Below are 18,675 nucleotides of genomic sequence, written 5' to 3' on the forward strand. Positions count from 1 at the left end.
CGTAGCCCGGGTCAGCCAGCGCACCCGGATCGCGCTCCCGGGGTGCGTCGCCGCCCGGGCATGGACGCCTTTACGCGAACTGCTTCAGGAATCGCACATCGTTGTCGAAGAACGCGCGCAGGTCGCCCACGCCGTAGCGCAGCATCGCCAGCCGCTCCACGCCCATGCCGAAGGCGAAACCGGTGTAACGCTCCGGGTCGATGCCGACGCTGCGCAGCACGTTGGGATGGACCATGCCGCAGCCGAGCACCTCCAGCCAGCGCGCGCCGCTGCCGTCGCGACCGTCGTCGTCCGTGCTCCAGCGGATCACCACGTCGGCGCCGGGCTCCACGAACGGGAAATAAGTCGGCTTGAACAGCATCTCGAAGTCGCGCTCGAAGAAGCCGCGCAGGAATTCCGCGATCGTGCCCTTGAGGTCGGCGAAGGTGGCGTGCTCGTCCACCAGCAGGCCCTCCACCTGGTGGAACATCGGCGAGTGGGTCTGGTCGCTGTCGCTGCGGTAGACCTTGCCGGCGGCGATCATCCGCAGCGGCGGCGCGTGGTCGCCCATGTAGCGCACCTGCACGCCCGAGGTGTGCGTGCGCAGCAGGCGGGCGACGCCGCCGCCGTCGGGCGGCAGGTAGAAAGTGTCGTGCATCGCCCGCGCCGGATGGTGCGGCGGAAAATTCAACGCCTCGAAGTTGTGCCAGTCGTCCTCGATCTCGGGACCGTCGGCCAGTTCGTAGCCCAGGCGTCCGAAGATGTCGACGATCCGCTCCAGCGCGCGGCTGAGCGGGTGCAGGCCGCCGTACGCGCCGTTGCGGCCGGGCAGGCTGACATCGACGGTCTCGTTGGCCAGACGCGCGTCGAGCGCAGCCTCCTCGAGCGCGCGCTTGCGCGCCGACAGCGCCTCGGCGAGCGCGTCGCGGGCGCGGTTGATGGCCTCGCCCGCGGCCTTGCGCTGGTCCGCCGGCAGCGCGCCCAGCGCCTTCAGCTGCACGGTGACGCTGCCATTCTTGCCGAGCAGCGCCACGCGCAGGCCCTCGAGCGCATCGGGCGAATTCGCCGACTCGATATCGGCGAGCGCTTGTCGTGCCAACGATTCGATTCCACTCATTCCCGACGAACCTCCCGGATCACCGCACCGTCGTTCCCGCGCAAGCAATCCTGCGACTTTGTCCTTCGCCCGCCGAACGCCCGGTCCGGACGAGGCCGGATTCCCGCTGGCGCAGCCACGACGGTCGAAGCCGACAGCCTGAAACGAAACATGGGGAAGGACTTGCGCCCTTCCCCATGCGTGTACCGCGTTGCGCAATGCCGCGAGGTACCTGGTACGGACCCCCGCAGCCTTGCGGACAACTTACGCTGCGAGTGCGCCCTTCGCCTTTTCGGCCAACGCCGCAAACCCCTGCGCGTCGTGCACGGCGATATCCGCCAGCACCTTGCGGTCCAGGGTGATGCCGGCCTTCATCAGGCCGTTCATGAAGCGGCTGTAGCTCAGGCCGTTGATGCGCGCGGCCGCATTGATGCGGGTGATCCACAGCGAGCGGAAATTGCGCTTCTTCTGCTTGCGGCCGATGTAGGCGTACTGCAGCGCCTTGGTGACCGCCTGCTTGGCGACGCGGAAGACCTTGCGACGGGCGTTGTAATAGCCCTTGGCCTGCTTGAGAACCTTCTTGTGACGGCGGCGCGCCATCACCCCACGCTTGACTCGTGCCATTGTTCAGCCCTCCTCAGAGATACGGCAGCATGCGGTCCAGACGGCCCGCGTCCTCGGCACGAACATGGTTCGCCTGCCGCAGGTTGCGCTTCCGCTTGGTCGCCTTCTTGGTGAGGATGTGGCTCTTGTTGGCGTGGCCGCACTTGTACTTGCCGGAAGCGGTCTTCCGGAAGCGCTTGGCCGCCGCCCGATTGGTCTTGATCTTGGGCATTGGAGTGTCCTTGCGAAATCTTCGAACTGGCCTGGGCGGCGGCGCCTGCACGCTGCAGTTGCCACGCTTTCCGTCCTGCCCTTGCCGGCGGTAAGTCGCTGATCCGGATGGGATCCGGCGACGGGTCCTGGGTGACGCAAACACCAGCCCGGAGTACCGGGCCGCACATTATGCGGCCTGGCTCGGCGGCTTGCAATTATTCCTTTGGGAATCAGGCCTTTGGGGACCAGGTCAGACACACCCTCACCCTGGTTCGCTGCGCGAACCTGTCCCTCTCCCCGCAAGCGGGGCGAGGGTAAGGCGCCCGCTCGGTGGGCGTCAAAGTCGCGAGGCTCTGCGTTTATCCTTCCCCCTGCTTGCGGGAAGAAGGTGCCGGAAGCTGCCCGATCTGCCGCCCGCCGCCGATTTATCCTTCTCCCTGCTTGCGGGGAGAAGGTGCCCGAAGGGCGGATGAGGGGCGCCCTTGGCGGGGATTTCCGCAAAAAACGAAGGGCGCCTGCGGCGCCCTCCCCCTTTCCCTATGCCCTCGCCCCGCAGTGCGGGGCGAGGGGAGCGGTCGGCGAGCGGCCTGTGGCCGCTGGCTTTCTCCCGGAGAACGGTCGGCCTGACCGGCCTGCGGCCGGTCAGGTTTTCTTCTTGGGGGCGATCATCATCACCATCTGCCGGCCTTCCAGGCGCGGGCGCGACTCGATCACGATGTTCTCGCCCAGGTCGGCCTCGATCCGCGCCGCCATCTCGCGGCCGAGTTCCTGGTGGCTCATCTCGCGGCCGCGGAAGCGGATGTTGACCTTGATCTTGTCGCCCTCTTCGAGGAACTCGCGCATCTTGCGCAGCTTGATCTGGTAGTCGCCCTCGTCCGTGACCGGACGGAACTTCACTTCCTTGATCTCGACCTGCCGGGTCTTCTTCTTGGCCTCGTTGGCCTTCTTCTGCAGTTCGAACTTGAACTTGCCGAAGTCCATGATCTTGCAGACCGGCGGATCGGCGTTGGGCTGGATCTCGACCAGATCCAGGCCTTCCTCTTCGGCCATGCTCAGGGCTTCGTCGCGCGACAGCACGCCGATCATCTCGCCATCGCTGCCGATCACGCGTACGCGCGGTACGCGGATCTCGTTGTTCTTGCGGTTCTGCTTTTCGGGGGTGCTGATATTGCAATCTCCGGAGTGGATCGTGCCGCCCGGCGTTGCCGGACGGGCCTGGCGTCAAACCGCTGTGCGCCGACTGGTATGTTCCCCACGCAAACGTGAAGCGAAATCGGCGACGGTCATGGTCCCCAGATCCTCGCCGCCCCGCGTGCGCACGGCCACCGCGCCATTCTCCTTCTCGCGGTCCCCGACCACCAGCAGGTATGGCACCCGCTGCAGCGTGTGCTCGCGGATTTTATAGCCGATTTTTTCGTTCCGCAAATCCGATTCGACCCGGAAGCCTTGATTTGCAAGGGTTTTACGGACCTCCCCGGCCCAGTCGGCCTGGGCGTCGGTGATGTTCAGGACTACCGCCTGGACCGGCGCCAGCCAGGCCGGGAGGCTGCCGGCATGGTGCTCAATCAGGATCCCGATGAAACGCTCCATCGAGCCGACGATGGCCCGGTGCAGCATCACCGGATGGCGCTTCTGGCTGGATTCGTCCACGTATTCGGCGCCCAGCCGGCCCGGCATCATGAAATCGACCTGCATGGTGCCCAGCTGCCAGGTACGGCCGATGGCGTCGCGCAGGTGGTACTCGATCTTGGGCCCGTAGAAGGCGCCCTCGCCCGGCAGTTCCTCCCACTCCACCCCGGCCGCACGCAAGGCCGCGCGCAGCGCGTCCTCGGCCTTGTCCCAGGTGGCATCGTCGCCCAGCCGCGGTTCCGGCCGCAGCGCCAGCTTGACCTGGACGTCGGTGAAGCCGAAGTCGGCGTAGACCCGCATCGCCTGGGCGTGGAAGGCGGTGACCTCGGACTCGATCTGCCCTTCCGTGCAGAACACGTGGCCGTCGTCCTGGGTGAAGCCGCGCACGCGCAGGATCCCGTGCAGCGCGCCGGAGGGCTCGTTGCGGTGGCAGGCGCCGAACTCGCCGTAGCGGATGGGCAGGTCGCGGTAGCTGTGCAGGCCCTGCTTGAACACCTGCACGTGGCCCGGGCAGTTCATCGGCTTGAGCGCGTAGGTGCGCTTCTCCGACTCGGTGAAGAACATGTTGTCCTGGTAGTTGTCCCAGTGCCCGGATTTCTTCCACAGCTCCACGTCCAGGATCTGCGGGCAGCGCACCTCGCCGTAGCCGGTGTCGTGGTAGACGCGGCGCATGTACTGCTCCACCACCTGCCACACCGCCCAGCCCTTCGGATGCCAGAACACCAGGCCCGGGGCCTCTTCCTGCAGGTGGAACAGGTCCTGCTGCCTGCCGATGCGGCGGTGGTCGCGCTTCTCGGCCTCCTCCAGCATGGTGAGGTAGGCCTTGAGGTCCTTGTCGTTGAGCCAGGCGGTGCCGTAGATGCGGCTGAGCATCGCGTTGTGGTGGTCGCCGCGCCAGTAGGCGCCGGCCACCTTCATCAGCCGGAAGCTGCGCAGCTTGTCGGTGGACGGCACGTGCGGGCCGCGGCACAGGTCGGTGAACTCGCCCTGGGTGTACAGCGACAGTTCCTCGTTGGCGGGGATCGACTCGATGATCTGCGCCTTGTATTCCTCGCCGATGCCGCGGAAGAACGCGGTGGCCTCGTCGCGCGACTTGACGCTGCGCGCCACCGGATGCGCCTCCTTGACGATCTTCTGCATCTCCGCCTCGATCGCCGGCAGGTCCTCGGCGGTGAACGGGCGTTCGTAGGCGAAGTCGTAGTAGAAGCCGTTGTCGATCACCGGGCCGATGGTCACCTGCGCGCCCGGATGCAGCCGCTGCACCGCCTGCGCCAGCAGGTGCGCAGTGGAATGGCGCAGGATGTCCAGCGCATCGGGATGCTTCTCGGTGACGATCTCCAGCGCGGCGTCCTGGTCGATGCGGAAGCCGGTATCGACCAGCCGGCCGTCGACCTTGCCGGCCAGCGCGGCCTTGGCCAGGCCCGGCCCGATCGCGGCGGCGACCTCGGCGACGGAGACGGGATGGTCGAATTCGCGGCGCGAGCCGTCGGGAAGGGTGATGGCGATCATGGACAAGGGCCTGCCTGGTAAGCCGGTAACGCAACGCGCTGCGGCACGTTGGAGACTATCGCAAGCGCGTCTCCATGGGCGCAGCAACAAAAAAAGCGCCACGAGGGCGCCTGCGGGATGCGGAAGCCTCGGGCGGGTGTCAGCGTGGGGCGGTGGTAGTGTCCATGTCGCACGCTCGGCCGGCGTTGCCGCGGGCCACCTTCGTTCTCGCTCGTCGGGCCACGCCATTCCCGCCGGAATCGCGTGGTGGGCGGTACAGGGTTCGAACCTGTGACCCCTACCATGTCAAGGTAGTGCTCTACCGCTGAGCTAACCGCCCGATCGCCTGCCGGAAAACGCCGGCAGGGGGCGCGCATTCTAGCCCGGCCGGAGCCCTGCAACAACCAAGATGCGGATTTTTCCGGGCGCCGGGAGACAGCCCCCTGCCCGCATGCGGGCAAAGGGATCCACGGCTACCGGGCGCGGGTGATGCGGTACGCCCTCTCCCCACATGCGGGGAGAGGGACCGCTGCGCGCAGCGCAGCAGGGTGAGGGGCGCGTCTGTCCGCAGAGCGCCGGCATGGGGGTGCGAGTGTCGCGGAGTGGTGGCATGGAACGCGGCCTTCCGTGCAATACACCAGCACCGCGCACCCCTCATCCGCCCTGCGGGCACCTTCTCCCCGCAAGCGGGGAGAAGGCAACGGCACGGTCGGCGCGACCGGGGCGGTCGCCTGGCCTGCCGGGCTCAGCCGGCCAGCTGGGCGTCCTTGAGCCGGCGGATCTCGTCGCGGACGCGGGCCGCGTCCTCGAACTCGAGGTCGCGGGCGTGCTGGTACATTTTCTGCTCCAGCTCCTTCAGCCGCGCCGCCGACTGCGCCGGGGTCAGCAAGGCGTAGTCCTCGGCCGGCTCGGCGACCTTGCGGCCCTTGCCGCGGCCGACCTTGACCGTACCCGGCTCGGTGCGCGCACCCTCCATCACGTCGCGGACCGCGCGCTCGACGCTCTTCGGCGTGATTCCGTGCTCGGCGTTGTACTCGATTTGCTTCTGCCGGCGGCGGTCGGTCTCCTCGATCGCGCGCTGCATCGAGTTGGTGACCCGGTCGGCGTACAGGATCGCCTTGCCGCGCAGGTTGCGGGCGGCGCGGCCGATGGTCTGGATCAGCGAGCCAGTCGAGCGCAGGAAGCCTTCCTTGTCGGCGTCCAGGATCGCCACCAGCGACACCTCCGGCATGTCCAGGCCCTCGCGCAGCAGGTTGATGCCGACCAGCACGTCGAACTTGCCCAGGCGCAGGTCGCGGATGATCTCCACCCGCTCGACCGTGTCCACGTCCGAGTGCAGATAGCGCACGCGCACGTCGTGCTCGGCCAGGTACTCGGTCAGGTTCTCGGCCATGCGCTTGGTCAATGTGGTGACCAGCACGCGGTCGCCCATCGCCACCCGTTCGTGGATCTCGCCGAGCAGGTCGTCGACCTGGGTACCGACCGGGCGGATCTCGACCGGCGGGTCGACCAGGCCGGTCGGGCGCACCACCAGCTCGGTGACCTCGCCTTCCGACATGCGCAGCTCGTACGGACCGGGCGTGGCCGAAACGAAGATCGCGCGCGGCGCGCGGCCTTCCCACTCCTCGAACTTCAGCGGCCGGTTGTCCAGCGCCGACGGCAGCCGGAAACCGAACTCCACCAGCGTTTCCTTGCGCGAGCGGTCGCCCTTGTACATCGCGCCGATCTGCGGGACGGTGACGTGCGATTCGTCGACGACGAGCAGCGCATCGGCCGGCAGGTAGTCGAACAGGCACGGTGGCGGCTCGCCCGGCATGTACCCGGTCAGGTGCCGCGAGTAGTTCTCGATGCCGTTGCAGTAGCCGACTTCGGCCATCATCTCCAGATCGAACTGGGTGCGCTGTGCCAGCCGCTGCGCCTCGACCAGCTTGTTCTGCGCGTACAGCCACTCCAGCCGCTCGCGCAGCTCGGCCTTGATCGTCTCCACCGCGTCGAGCACGGTGCGGCGCGTGGTGACGTAGTGCGAGCCGGGGTAGATGGTGTAGCGCGGCAGCTTGCGCAGGGTCTCGCCGGTGAGCGGGTCGAACAGCGTCAGGCTCTCGATCTCGCCGTCGAACAGCTCGATCCGCAGCGCCTCGGCGTCGGACTCGGCCGGGTGCACGTCGATCACCTCGCCGCGCACGCGGAAGTCGCCGCGCGCCAGCACCATCTCGTTGCGGGTGTACTGCATCTCGGTCAGGCGGCGGATCAGTTCGCGCTGGTCGATGCGCTCGCCGCGGACCATGTGCAGCACCATCTTGTGGTACTCGCCGGGGTCGCCCAGGCCGTAGATCGCCGAGACCGTGCAGACGATGATCGCGTCGCGCCGCTCCAGCAGGGCCTTGGTCGCCGACAGCCGCATCTGCTCGATGTGCTCGTTCACCGAGCTGTCCTTCTCGATGTAGGTGTCGGAGGACGGAACGTAGGCCTCGGGCTGGTAGTAGTCGTAGTAGCTGACGAAGTACTCGACCGCGTTGTGCGGGAAGAACGCCTTGAACTCGCCGTACAGCTGCGCCGCCAGGGTCTTGTTGGGCGCCATCACCAGGGTCGGCTTCTGCACGTTCTGGATGACGTTGGCGATGGTGTAGGTCTTGCCCGAGCCGGTGACGCCGAGCAGGGTCTGCCGCGCCAGGCCGGATTCGAAACCCGCCGTCAGCCGGGCGATCGCCTGCGGCTGGTCGCCGGCCGGGGAATACGGGGCGAGCAGCTGGAAACCGGCGGGATGGAGCGTGTCGTTCATGGCGTCGCGTCGCGGGGATCGGCCAGTGTATCGCCGTCGCCGTGTCGTGCATGACCGGTTCCTGTCGACGATATTTCGGGGTGCGCCGACCATGATCGCATCGGCACGCGAACCCTCGGCGCTCCCGGCCCCGTTCGCGCGCAGCGAAGTCGAAGGGCCGGAGGACCGCGCCTCTCCCGGCTCCGTTCGCCCTGAGCGTAGCGCAGCGAAGTCGAAGGGCCGGCGGGCTGCGCCCTCTCCCGGCCCCGTCGCCCTGAGCGTAGCGCAGCGAAGTCGAAGGGCCGGCGGGCTGCGCCGCAACTCGAATGGGCTGCGCATCAGGCATATCAGGCGTTGCCATCGGGCGTTTTCCTACCCGCCCGGCCGGCATCGTCCGATCCCGCAGGCACGCCCGCCCCCGCATCCTGCCCCGGTCCCCTCGCCAGGAGCCGAGCATGCGCGGCAAGCCGTCCGGATTCACCCTGATCGAAGCCGTCATCGCCCTGGCCGTGGCCAGCGTACTGGTCGGCACCGCGGTTCCGGCCTGGACCGGCGCCAGCGAAGCCGCCCGCGCCTCCTCGGCCCAGGCCGCGCTGCTGGCGTCGCTGCTGCAATCGGTCAACCACGCCGCGCTCACCGGCAGCGAAGTCGTGCTCTGCCCCGGCGACGCCACGGGCTGCCGCGACACGGCCGACTGGAGCGGCGGCTGGATCGCCTACGCCGACCTCGACGGCGACCGTGTCCGCAGCCCCAACGAGACCCTGCTGCACGCCGAACCCGCCCTGCCCGGCCAGGTTCGCCTGCGCAGCACCGCCGGCCGCAAGCGGCTGGTGTTCCAGCCCAACGGCGGCAATGCCGGCTCCAACGTCACCTTCACCCTGTGCGACGGCCGCGGCGCGGCCCGGGCTACCAGCCTGGTGCTGGCCAACGACGGGCGCCTGCGCGCGGGCCAGCCCAGCGACGCGGCGGCCCAGGCCTGCGTGCAGGGCTGAACCGGACTGCACGCCGGACCGCCAGCAACAGCATCTGGGCCGCCCGCCAGGCAAGCCTCGGACGCCACCACCAGCCGCGGCGAACAGGTCCGGAGCGGCAGCGTCCGTATCAAAAGAAAAAGGGCTTGCGATCGCTCGCAAGCCCTTGATTTGTCTGGCGCCCGAAGTTGGACTCGAACCAACGACCCCCTGATTAACAGTCAAGTGCTCTAACCGGCTGAGCTATTCGGGCGGGCCGCATATGATGCGGACGCGCCCGGGTCCAGTCAACTCGATCACTGGCAAGGAATCGTCCAGACCGTCTTGTTGCTGGCGTCGCAGGACGGCGTCGCGTCAGTGGTCGTACGGCTGAAGCTGGCGGTCACGGTGCTCGGATTCGCCACCGCGTTGCTGAGTGAGGGCAAGGTGAAGCGGATGATCTCGCCGACCTTGCCGGTCTTGGCCGGATCCACCACGGTCGCACTGGCGGCAGCGACGGTGCCGTTGGGCTGATCCACGGTCGCGCCGGTAAACGTGTAGATCACGCAGGTGGGCTTCGACGTCTTCGCATTTCCCCCGGCACAATCATCCTTGACGTCGCTGTACTGGATGCGGTTGTAGCCGGCCAGGGAAATCTCCACCCCCGTCGTGCCCGGTGCATTGCAGGTGTGCGGATTGGTGGTGTTGTTGGCCGAGGTGTTCGGCGAGCAGATGCCGGAGTTGGTGACGCTGGCGGTCGGATCGTCGCCGGTCGCGCTGCCGGAGACCGGCGATGCCGGGTTGCCCGAGGGGAAATTCCACGACAACTTGAACGACAGCGGCGCCGAAGTCTGGGCATAGCCGCGCATCGGATTGAGCGGGTTGCCGAAGAAGCGCGCGGTGGAGGGATTCGGGCTCGGCGTGTTCAGCCAGACCGACTGGGTCGGCTCGGTCGCCGCCAGTTGCACGAACAACTGTTCGTCGACGGCCGGGTCGGACGCATCCGTGGGATTGATCGAGTCGAACAGGGCCAGCGCCGAGTTGAAACGGCGGATGACGGTGCGCGCGAAATTGAAGTACTTCGCCGCGAGCGAGGCCAGATTGGCAGGGCGCGCGTCCGCATCCGTGCTGGCACGCGGCGACCAGGTGGCGATCTCGGTGGTGTTGATCGTGGCCATGGGGATGTAGGGCAGCACGCAGTGCGCCTTGTCCGCGTCCGAGGCCGGAGCCTCGCAGTCCTGCGAGGCCGTGACCACCCGCTGTTGTGCGTCGCTCTCCAGGTAATCGGTCATCACGATGCGCGAGTGCAGCCAGCGCCGGTCCGCGGTGGGCAGGATCGGGACGTAGCTGGGCACGTTCAACGAGCTGGCCTGCAGCGCCGCATAGTCCACGGCATTGCCGGTGCCGGCCACCGCGGTTGCATCGAAGAACAGGCGCGCCACCGCACCGTATACGTAATCGACGTAACCCGACTTGCCATCGGTGGACAGGGCCGGGGATGTCGCGGCGTTGTTGTTCAAGACCCCCGCCAGCTGCGAGCCAGCGGTGTCGGTGCTGGGATAGACCTGGGTGGCGATCAGCGCGTTGTCCTGGATCTTCGGGTCCGCGGAAACGCGGAAGACCCCGTCCACGCGGATCACGCGGCAAGCCTCGAGATAGGTTTCGTTAGCGGCAGCCACAACGAACGCACCCGCGCCGTCGACGCGATAGTGCGCCGCCGTCTGCCCCGGCCAGGGGCTGAACTTGGGCCCGGTCACGCCCGTCGGATCCTTGTGGTCGCGGCAGCAGATGTCGCACAGCGCGCTCTGCGGCACGTCGGCGGGGCTGGTGCTGACGGCCTCCGTCGCGATCTCCGGCGTCCTGTACGCGGTTCCGGACCAGTAGGTGGGCCGGTAGCCCTGGGCGAGATTGAAGGCCCTCAACGCCGCACCCGGGCCGTTCCCGGTGAAGCCCGCCGTGCTGTTCTGGCAGGTGCAGCCGACCACCGCGGTCTCGATGCGCTTGTTGAAGCGGGCGAAGTCCGTCGGCGCGTCCGACGAATAGGTCAGCACGTCGAAACGGGTGTCGGACACGTACGAGCCGTCGTCGCCGCCGAGCAGCTTCGGCTTCGGGTTGGTCGCCGCAGTCTGCTCGCTGTCCTCGCCGCCTGTGGCGATCGGAATCATGCCTTCGGTCACCGGGTTTTCGCGTCGCACGATCGGACGCAGGCCCAGTGCGCCGGGTGGCGGCCGGTTGACCAGGACGTTGTTGGAGGTGAGCGCCAGCGGACTGATGTCGCTGGAGACGCTGAGCGCGCGCGAGCCGCCGGTGGCGTCGGTCCACGAAAGCGTCAGCGTATTGCGGAAGAAATACGCGACCGCCCCGCTTGCGGGAGGATTGCGTGCGCAGTCGGTGTCGGCCGTGGTGAAGTTGCCCGACGTGTCCGCGCTGTAGGTGATGTCGCAGGCAGTCTGGATCAGTCCGGACAACCCGCCGGCTTTGGCGGCCAGCGAAATGTCATCCGTCCCGGCGGCCGTCGCGCTTTTATCTGCCACGATTCCATCCCTGCGGATGCGATCCATCTCGCTGGCCGCGTAGGCCGCGACCTGCGATCGTGCCTTGCTGTCCGCGCTGGCTCGGGTCAGGGCACCCTGCAGCGCGGTCAGCGCCAGCAGGCCGGTGGCGAGCACCACCACCGCGATCAACACCTCGAGCAGGGCGAAACCGCGCTCCCGGAACTGGAATGAGCTTTTCATGGCCTGCCCTCAGTAACGCAGCCGATCGGTCCACGACCCGGGGATCGACGCCGGATTGACGTTGCCCGGATTGTTGATGAGATTGAACAGCACGTCCTTGTTGTAGACGATGGCCGCGGTACCGCCGCCGCCGGATTCGACCTTGCCCTGCACCACCGCGGCGCCGTAGATCACCGCGCCGCCGTTGAGACCCAGCTTGGCGCTGCCGCCGGTCGTCTTGTCCACCACGGTAGTGGCGTTGGGCTCGCGCACGAACAACAGCCCGTACAGATGGAAGTGGACCTGGGTCAGCTCGCCGTCGTAGATCAGGGCGACCGGCGCGCTCGGCTTGCCCAGGTCGTCCAGCCCCTTGATGGTCGTGTCGCAGTCGTAACCGGGCATGTCCGCGATTGCCTGCTTGTGGACCCAGACGAAACCGCTGGTGCCCGCGCCCAGGGCCGCGCATTCGGCCGCATCGTCGATGCCGTCGCCGATGTGGATCTTGTTCTGGATGTTCAGCAGATAGCAGGTGTCCTCCGGCACGGAGGCGACTTTCGTGATGCCGGCGGCATCGACGTACTTGCAGGCCGGGTTGTTGATCCTGGTCTCGGCGAAATGGCATTCCAGGTCGTCGCGCGCGCACGGCGAGGGCGGGCTGCTGCCCTTGATGTCATCACGCCAGGAGGGCTGCCCGAAGACGTAGGCAAAGATGTCGTCCGGGAATTCCTCGCGGTGGATGCTGAGGTTGGCCGAATTCTTGCAAACGGCATCGTTCTTGTCGTAGAGATCGTAGGCGGCCTGGTCGTACCCGGAACCGGAACCTTCAATATCGGCGATGTCGATGCCCTCGCACAGCTTGGCGCCGCTGCCATAGGACAGCGACTGGTCGGTCGGGCAATTGCAGGTGTGGCAGACAGCGATGCCGTCGTAATACGCAGGGCCGCTGCTGGTGCCGCCCTGGCGCAGGAACTCGTCGAAATAGCAGGTGTTCGGCGTGCCGTTGGCATCGACGTCCAGACGGGTCCAGATCGAGGTCGGCACGCCCGAGCCGGCCGCGTCCGGCGCGGTCACGATCTGGATGCCGCCACCCACGGCCACGGCGCCAGAGGCGACCAGCGGCGGGGTATTGGGCCCCAGGTTGAAGACGTTGTAGCCGCCCAGGGTCTGGGTGATGGTGGAACTCGAACCCTCGCCGGTCAGCGTGCCCTTGGAGACGACCGTGACCACCCAGGTCGTGGAGGCGTCGGCAGGATCCTCCGCGCAGGCGATGCCGCCGCCGGGCGGGGTCACCACGCTGACGCGGCACAGCACCGCTCCGACCTGGCGGGTCGCCGGGAAATTGCCCGCGGCGCTGTCGGCCAGCGCAGCCGGAAGCGGCAGCAGCCGGGACGACATCGTCGTCGCCGCGTCGCCCACGGTTGCGCGATAGGTGTACATCGTGCTGCGACGGCTGTCCGGCACGCCGCCGCACGGGAATGCCGTCTCGGTCGCGCCGCACAGGCGCCAATGGTCGTCGCTGGCGAACAGCGCCTTGTGGGCGTTGAGGTACTCCACGCCGAGCGAAAGCCCCGATTCGGCCACTTCCAGCGCCAGCTTGGCGCGCAGGTCGTTGCCCGAGGTGCGCTGCTCGAAACGGCCGACGTTGAGGGCGAAGACCACGAACAGCGACGCCAGCAGCAACAGCACGACCACGACCAGCAAGGCGCTGCCGGCGTTGCGTGCGGATCCGGTCCCCGGACCGCGACCTCTCTTGGATGGGAAATGCATGTCAGTTCACCGGGCCTGAGCGGACGAAGACCGTCTCGCGGAATTCACGTTCGATGGCCGCCAGCGTCGAACCGGCGGGTGCGTTGGCGAGCTTGCCTTTCACCACGATGTCGTAACTGCTGTCGCTCGTCGGATTGAAGCGCAATTGCGTGATCTGCACTTCGGAGGAATTCAGCTTGCTGCCGTCGCTGGTGCTGGCGCATGCCGCGGTGGGATCGGCGTCCGTCTTGAGCACGACATCAGTGCCGACCAGCCTGATCCGGTGCGACAGGGTGGAGATCGGCAGGTTCGGCGGGTTGTCGTAGCTGTACTGGATGCAGGACTGCGGGCCGTCCGCCAGGGCCGGGTAGATCGCGTCGTGATCGATCGCGGCCGGGCCGGCGCCCACCAGCCCGGCCGGATCGACGACATAGCGCGCACGCCGGATATCGCGCGCCATGACGTCGGTCAGCGACCGCAACTCCTGGGTCAGGCGGGTGACCTGGATGTTCTCCGAGTTCGCCTTGGCCACGGACACCACGAAGCCGACCGCGGCCAGCACCACGATCAGGCCCACTACCAGCGCCACCATCAGTTCGACGAGCGTGAAACCGCCCGCCCTCCTGGAGTCGCGGAACGAGCGCATCAGCATGGCTTGTACCCCGGGATCGGCCGCTTGCCGGCGATGGTGCAGGCGCGCGCCTGTCCGAGCGCGTTGACCTGGATGGCGAGTCCGTAGCGCTGGCTGGAGGACAGGAAGGAAATGGTCTTGGGCAGGCCGGCAGTGATGTCTTCTTCGCGCAGCGTGCCGCCCTTGCTGTCGTAGGTGAACGCGGTCCCGACCGCGGCCACGCTGACGCCGGGACGCCCGGAGCCGTCGACCGTCATCTGGCCACCGTCCACCTGGCAGGAAGCCGGCGTGGTGCTGCAATTGCAGGCCGTGGGCGTTTCGTCCACCAGCGCCCCGGAATTGGCTGCCGGTTCCGCGGCCTGCACCGCTCCCACGCACCAGGCCGTGGTCGAGCCGCCCACGGCCAGCGTGACGTTGCGGTCCGCCTCCACCGCGGCCTGGCGCGCCTGCGCGAACACCGACAGCGTGTCGTCCACCGCGCTGCGCAGCCGGTAGCGCTCGAAGAAGTCGGCGAACGAGGGTGAGGCCAGCATCAGGATGATGGCCAGCACCGACAGGGTCACCATCAACTCGATCAGGGTGAAACCGGTTTCGCGTGATCGCGGCAGGCGCATCGCCGACCCCTCTTGTTCCCCACAGGGCAATCTAGGCGGCCGGATCGTCGCGAACAAGCCCCGGGCGGACGGGCGGCCGCAGGGGACGGACGAACGTCCGCCGGGAGCCCGCTGGCGTTTCCGCGGCGATGCTAAGATCGGCGCGACTGCCAAGGGGAGGCCGGCGATGCGTCAGCGCGCAATCAGCAAGGGGTTCACCCTGATCGAGTTGATGGTGGTGCTTGCCATCATCGCGATCATCGCCGCCATCGCTGTCCCCAGTTACACCGAATCGGTGCGCAAGGGACGCCGCGCCGACGCGGTGCGGGAGATCGGGCGGCTGCAGCTGGAGCTCGAGCGCTGGCGGGCGGAAAACCCATGCTATGGCCAGTCCGCCGTCGGTACCTGCCCGACCTTCACTGCCGTGGGCGCTTATCCGGCGCTGCCGGATGCGACGGCTTCGCCGTATTACACCCTGACCATCGTGACGGCCAGCACCGGCCCCTCCGGATACCAGATCACCGCGGCGCCGCGCGCAGGCAGCGCGCAGGTCGGCGACCGCTGCGGCACCTACACCTTCACGCTGGCGGCCGGCGTGCTGACCAAGACCGCCGGTTCCAGCAACTGCGGCATCTGAGACTCAGGCCACGATCTCGTAGCACGGCCTGTATTCGCCGGCGATCTTCATCCGCCGCTGCTCGACGAAGGCGCGCAGCAGCGCGTCCAGCGCCTGCATCATGTCGCGGTCGCCGTGGATCTGGTACGGGCCCAGTTCCTCCACGCGGCGCATGCCCGCCTCCTTGACGTTGCCGGCGACGATGCCGGAGAAGGCGCGGCGCAGGTCGGCGGCCAGTTCGTGCGGCTTGCGGCCGCGATGCAGATCCAGCGCCGCCATCGCCTCGTGGGTCGGCTCGAACGGGTGCTGGAACGCCAGCGGCACGTCCAGCGACCAGTTGAAATAGAACGAGTCCTTCTGCTCGATCCGGTACTGGCGCACGTGGTTGATGCCGCGGGCCATGTCGCGGGCGACCTCGGCCGGGGCTCCGGTGACGATCCGGTAGCACGCGGTGGCGGCCTCGCCCAGGGTCAGCCGCAGGAAGCGGTCGATCTGCTCGAAGTACGGCGCCGAGGCGGTCGGGCCGGTGAGGATCAGCGGGAACGGCAGCTGCGCGTTCTCCTCGCGCAGCAGGATGCCCAGCAGGTACAGGATCTCCTCGGCGGTGCCGACGCCGCCGGGGAACACGATGATGCCGTGGCCCAGGCGCACGAACGATTCGAGCCGCTTCTCGATGTCCGGCATGATCACCAGGTGGTTGACGATCGGGTTGGGCGACTCGGCGGCGATGATCCCCGGCTCGGTGATGCCGATGTAGCGGCTGTGGCGCCGGCGCTGCTTGGCGTGGGCGATGGTGGCGCCCTTCATCGGCCCTTTCATCGCGCCCGGGCCGCAGCCGGTGCAGATATCCAGCCCGCGCAGGCCGAGCTGGTAGCCGACCTCCTTGGTGTACTCGTACTCGTCGCGGTTGATCGAGTGGCCGCCCCAGCACACGACCAGGTTGGGGTCGCCCGGCTGCAGCACGCCGGCGTTGCGCAGCAGCCGGAACACGGCGTCGGTGACGCCGGCCGCGGTGCCGAGCTCGCCGGCGTACTCGGGCGCGAGTTCGGTGGCGGTGTAGATCAGGTCGCGGACCACGGCGATCAGCAGCTCGGCGACGCCGCGGATGATCTGGCCGTCGACGAAGGCCATCGCCGGCGCGTTGTACAGGTCCAGGCGCACGCCGCGGTCGCGCTGCTGCACCTGGATGTCGAAATCCGGATACAGCTCGCGCGCGGCGCGCGGGTCGTCGTTGGCGCTGCCGCTGGTCAGCACCGCCAGCGCGCAACGCCGCAGCAGTTCGTGCATGCCGCCGGTGGAAGCATCGCGCAGGCGCGCGACCTCCTCGCGCGAGAGCACGTCGAGGTCGCCGCGCGGATAGAGGCTGGCGTCGACGGTGGGGAGCCGGGTGCTGGTACTGTCGTTCATGCAATGCGATCCGTTGGAAGCCTCCGACTCTAGCGCAAAGCCGGATGGCCGTAGGGCCTTGTGTCCGCGTCCGGCCGGAAACGCGGACGGCCGGGTCACCCCGGCCGTCCGTGATTGCCTGCGGCGGTGGATCAGAACTCGTAACGCAGGGTCAGCAGCAGCGACCAGCGCGAGACCAGGCGCGAGGGATACCTGGAGTCGGCATCGTATGGCGTGAGGTTCTGCCACGACGGGTTGCTGTCGCTGCCCAGGTCGTAGACATAGGTCCCATCGGCATTGATCCCGTCCAGAGCCGCCATGAAACGGGTGTCGAAACCATCGATTTGCCTGGTGACGCCCCAATCCTCGTTGAGCATGTTGAGGAAGTTGTAGACGTCCAGGCGAACGATGGACTTGTGCCCGCTGAAGAAGCCGGGCAGCTCCTGCTGGATGCCCAGGTCGAGCTGGTTGACCCACGGCAACCGGCTCTGGTTGCGCCCGGCGATCTGGCCGCGATGCGACGACAGGTACGAATCGCCGTCGATGAACGCCTGGAACGCGGCGATCTGCTCCGCGGTAGCCGAGCCGTAGCTGACGTTGGGATCATCGACCAGCGGAATATAGGCGGGATCCTGGAAGATGCCGTCGCCATTGACGTCGCCATCCATGATCCAGGTGTACGGCAGTCCGTCGCGGCCGTTGTAGTAGGCGGTAATGCTGGTCTTGTAGTCGCCGAAGAAGGCGTGTTCCCAGCCCAGCGAAGCCTTGATCGAATTGCGGATCTCGCGGGTCGCGGTGGTGGCGATCTCCTCGTTCGGGTTGACGCGGGATACGAACTGATAGCTGGACCACGCCTGCGAGCTGCCGTCCGAACCCACTTCGTCGGCCTTGGTGTAGGTATAGCTGATGCTGCCGAACCAGCCGTCGACCAGCGGCTTGTTCAGGGCGAAGGTCAGCGAGGTGGACGAGCCCTTGTCGGTATTGCCGAGCAGGGTGGAATCCCAATCGAAGCCGGGAGTCCTGCCGCAGTTCTTGTTGGAACCGGACAGGCTGCCGAGGGTGCACCAGTAGCTGTTGCGACCGTCGGCCAGGGTGCCCTGCACCTGGCCGATGTTGAGCGCCTGGTAGAAGACCGCGTCGCGCGCGCGGATGTTCTGGAGTTCGATCGACCCGAGCAGCCCATACCAGGGCAGCTCGGCGTCATACGCCAGGCTGGTCTTCCACACGGTAGGCAGCTTGAAATCCGGATCGATGGCATCGATCTGCGCCACCCCTCCGCTCGGCCCCCCCGTCGGAATGTTCTGGTTGAACGCATCGGGGCTGAACGGCGCATCGGCCGGGTCGTTCGAACGATACGACACCGAAGTCACGCCGTTGTTCTGGTACGGGTTGGCCAGCCACACGAACGGCGGCACGCTCTGGAATGCGCCGATGCCGCCGCGCAGCTGCGAGTGGCGTTCGGTGTCGAAGCTGTAGTTGAACGACACGCGCGGCAGCACGACCTTGTTGTCCGAGCCCAGCTTGTAGTCGTTCGGGAAACCGAACGCCGCCTCGAACCCAGGCATCTTCGGCGGCGCATCGGCAGCCTTCGGGATGTTGACGCGCACGCCGTACATCAGCGACAGGCGGTCGTTGACCTGCCAGGTGTCCTGCAGGAACGGGCTGAACTGGCTGTAGACGAGCGCGGCGGCGGTATCGTCGACCGTGAAGCCGTCGGCCGGCGTGCGCAGGTCGTACCGCGAGTAGTTGCCGGCGGCGAAATCCGCGAGGCTGTCGAACTGGTACGTGCCGTGCAGGTCGCGGCCGTACAGGTTGTACACGTCGTGGCGCTGGTAATCGAAACCGCCCTTGATGGTGTGGTCGCCGGCGTAGTAGGTGCCCGAGATCGAAGCGGAGATCCGGTCGGTGTTGATCTGGTTCTCGTGGCGGTTGTTGTCTTCGCCGATGAAGATATGGCCGCCGTTGGCCACCTCGATATCCACTTCCGGCTGGTCGATCGGGTTGCCGTTGACCTGATCGAAAGTCTGCTGGCTCAGCTTGATCTCGGTGGAGAAGTTCTCGGTCCAGTCGCTGAACAGCTGCAGCGAGGTGTTTTTGGTGATGTTGTCGATGTTGTACCAGTGGCTGGTCAGCACCACGTTCTGGGCGCGATCGTCGTACGGCGAGGGGAGGAACTCCTCGGTCTGCTGGTAGGTCAGGCTGGCGCGGTGGAAATCGTTGATGTTCCAGTCCAGCTTGGCCAGGTAACGCTTGTTCTCCAGGTTGATGCCGGT

The 18,675-nt window shown here is 67.3% G+C and carries 14 protein-coding genes and 2 tRNA genes; 2 read left to right on the plus strand and 14 right to left on the minus strand.

The window, feature by feature from the left end; genetic code table 11:
- Positions 1-70 precede the first annotated feature (70 nt).
- From pheS to uvrB, 7 genes are all read right to left on the minus strand, one after another.
- Positions 71-1,096 (minus strand): phenylalanine--tRNA ligase subunit alpha, encoded by a 1,026-nt coding sequence (gene pheS, locus D0Y53_RS00545; protein ID WP_117201169.1) that lies wholly within the window; start codon positions 1,094-1,096, stop codon positions 71-73.
- Between the two features lie 243 nt (positions 1,097-1,339).
- Entirely contained in the window at positions 1,340-1,699 is a 360-nt protein-coding gene (gene rplT, locus D0Y53_RS00550) for a 50S ribosomal protein L20 (protein ID WP_117201170.1), read from the minus strand.
- 13 nt (positions 1,700-1,712) lie between these two features.
- On the minus strand, positions 1,713-1,910 hold the full coding sequence (gene rpmI / locus D0Y53_RS00555) for a 50S ribosomal protein L35 (protein WP_117201171.1): 198 nt from the start codon (positions 1,908-1,910) through the stop codon (positions 1,713-1,715).
- Positions 1,911-2,533: 623 nt separating this feature from the next.
- Entirely contained in the window at positions 2,534-3,058 is a 525-nt protein-coding gene (gene infC / locus D0Y53_RS00560; protein WP_233511594.1) for a translation initiation factor IF-3, read from the minus strand.
- A 54-nt stretch (positions 3,059-3,112) separates the two neighbouring features.
- Complete coding sequence (thrS, locus tag D0Y53_RS00565; RefSeq protein WP_117201173.1) at positions 3,113-5,029, minus strand: threonine--tRNA ligase; 1,917 nt, start codon at positions 5,027-5,029, stop codon at positions 3,113-3,115.
- 244 nt (positions 5,030-5,273) lie between these two features.
- Positions 5,274-5,348: transfer RNA gene (locus tag D0Y53_RS00570), tRNA-Val, on the minus strand.
- A 405-nt stretch (positions 5,349-5,753) separates the two neighbouring features.
- Positions 5,754-7,787 carry an excinuclease ABC subunit UvrB gene (gene uvrB / locus D0Y53_RS00575; RefSeq protein ID WP_117201174.1) on the minus strand — a complete coding sequence of 678 codons (2,034 nt, stop codon included), beginning with the start codon at positions 7,785-7,787 and terminating at the stop codon, positions 5,754-5,756.
- Positions 7,788-8,221: 434 nt separating this feature from the next.
- On the opposite strand from uvrB, the gene D0Y53_RS00580 reads away from it, so the two are divergent.
- Positions 8,222-8,758, plus strand: coding sequence for a GspH/FimT family pseudopilin (locus tag D0Y53_RS00580; protein WP_158550551.1), 537 nt, complete (start codon positions 8,222-8,224; stop codon positions 8,756-8,758).
- Between the two features lie 155 nt (positions 8,759-8,913).
- Here the strand turns inward: D0Y53_RS00580 and D0Y53_RS00585 are convergent.
- The 5 genes from D0Y53_RS00585 to D0Y53_RS00605 form a co-directional block, all read right to left on the minus strand.
- Positions 8,914-8,990 (minus strand) — tRNA-Asn (locus D0Y53_RS00585).
- Between the two features lie 43 nt (positions 8,991-9,033).
- A complete protein-coding gene (pilV, locus tag D0Y53_RS00590) occupies positions 9,034-11,451 on the minus strand; it encodes a type IV pilus modification protein PilV (RefSeq protein WP_117201176.1) in 2,418 nt (805 codons plus the stop codon).
- Between the two features lie 9 nt (positions 11,452-11,460).
- Complete coding sequence (locus D0Y53_RS00595; RefSeq protein WP_147318969.1) at positions 11,461-13,197, minus strand: hypothetical protein; 1,737 nt, start codon at positions 13,195-13,197, stop codon at positions 11,461-11,463.
- Between the two features lies 1 nt (position 13,198).
- A complete protein-coding gene (locus D0Y53_RS00600) occupies positions 13,199-13,828 on the minus strand; it encodes a PilW family protein (protein ID WP_117201178.1) in 630 nt (209 codons plus the stop codon).
- Entirely contained in the window at positions 13,822-14,373 is a 552-nt protein-coding gene (locus D0Y53_RS00605; protein ID WP_233511572.1) for a pilus assembly FimT family protein, read from the minus strand. The genes D0Y53_RS00600 and D0Y53_RS00605 overlap by 7 nt, the downstream gene beginning before the upstream one ends.
- On the opposite strand from D0Y53_RS00605, the gene D0Y53_RS00610 reads away from it, so the two are divergent.
- A complete protein-coding gene (locus D0Y53_RS00610) occupies positions 14,348-15,037 on the plus strand; it encodes a type IV pilin protein (RefSeq protein ID WP_158550542.1) in 690 nt (229 codons plus the stop codon). The genes D0Y53_RS00605 and D0Y53_RS00610 overlap by 26 nt on opposite strands.
- Before the next feature lie 3 nt (positions 15,038-15,040).
- Here D0Y53_RS00610 and ppnN read toward each other — a convergent pair whose 3' ends face one another.
- On the minus strand, positions 15,041-16,423 hold the full coding sequence (gene ppnN, locus D0Y53_RS00615; protein ID WP_117201181.1) for a nucleotide 5'-monophosphate nucleosidase PpnN: 1,383 nt from the start codon (positions 16,421-16,423) through the stop codon (positions 15,041-15,043).
- A gap of 131 nt (positions 16,424-16,554) precedes the next feature.
- A partial coding sequence (locus D0Y53_RS00620) for an outer membrane beta-barrel protein (RefSeq protein WP_117201182.1) occupies positions 16,555-18,675 on the minus strand: 2,121 nt, incomplete at its 5' end.

This window comes from Cognatiluteimonas weifangensis (assembly GCF_003416885.1).
Taxonomy (GTDB): Bacteria; Pseudomonadota; Gammaproteobacteria; order Xanthomonadales; family Xanthomonadaceae; genus Cognatiluteimonas; species Cognatiluteimonas weifangensis.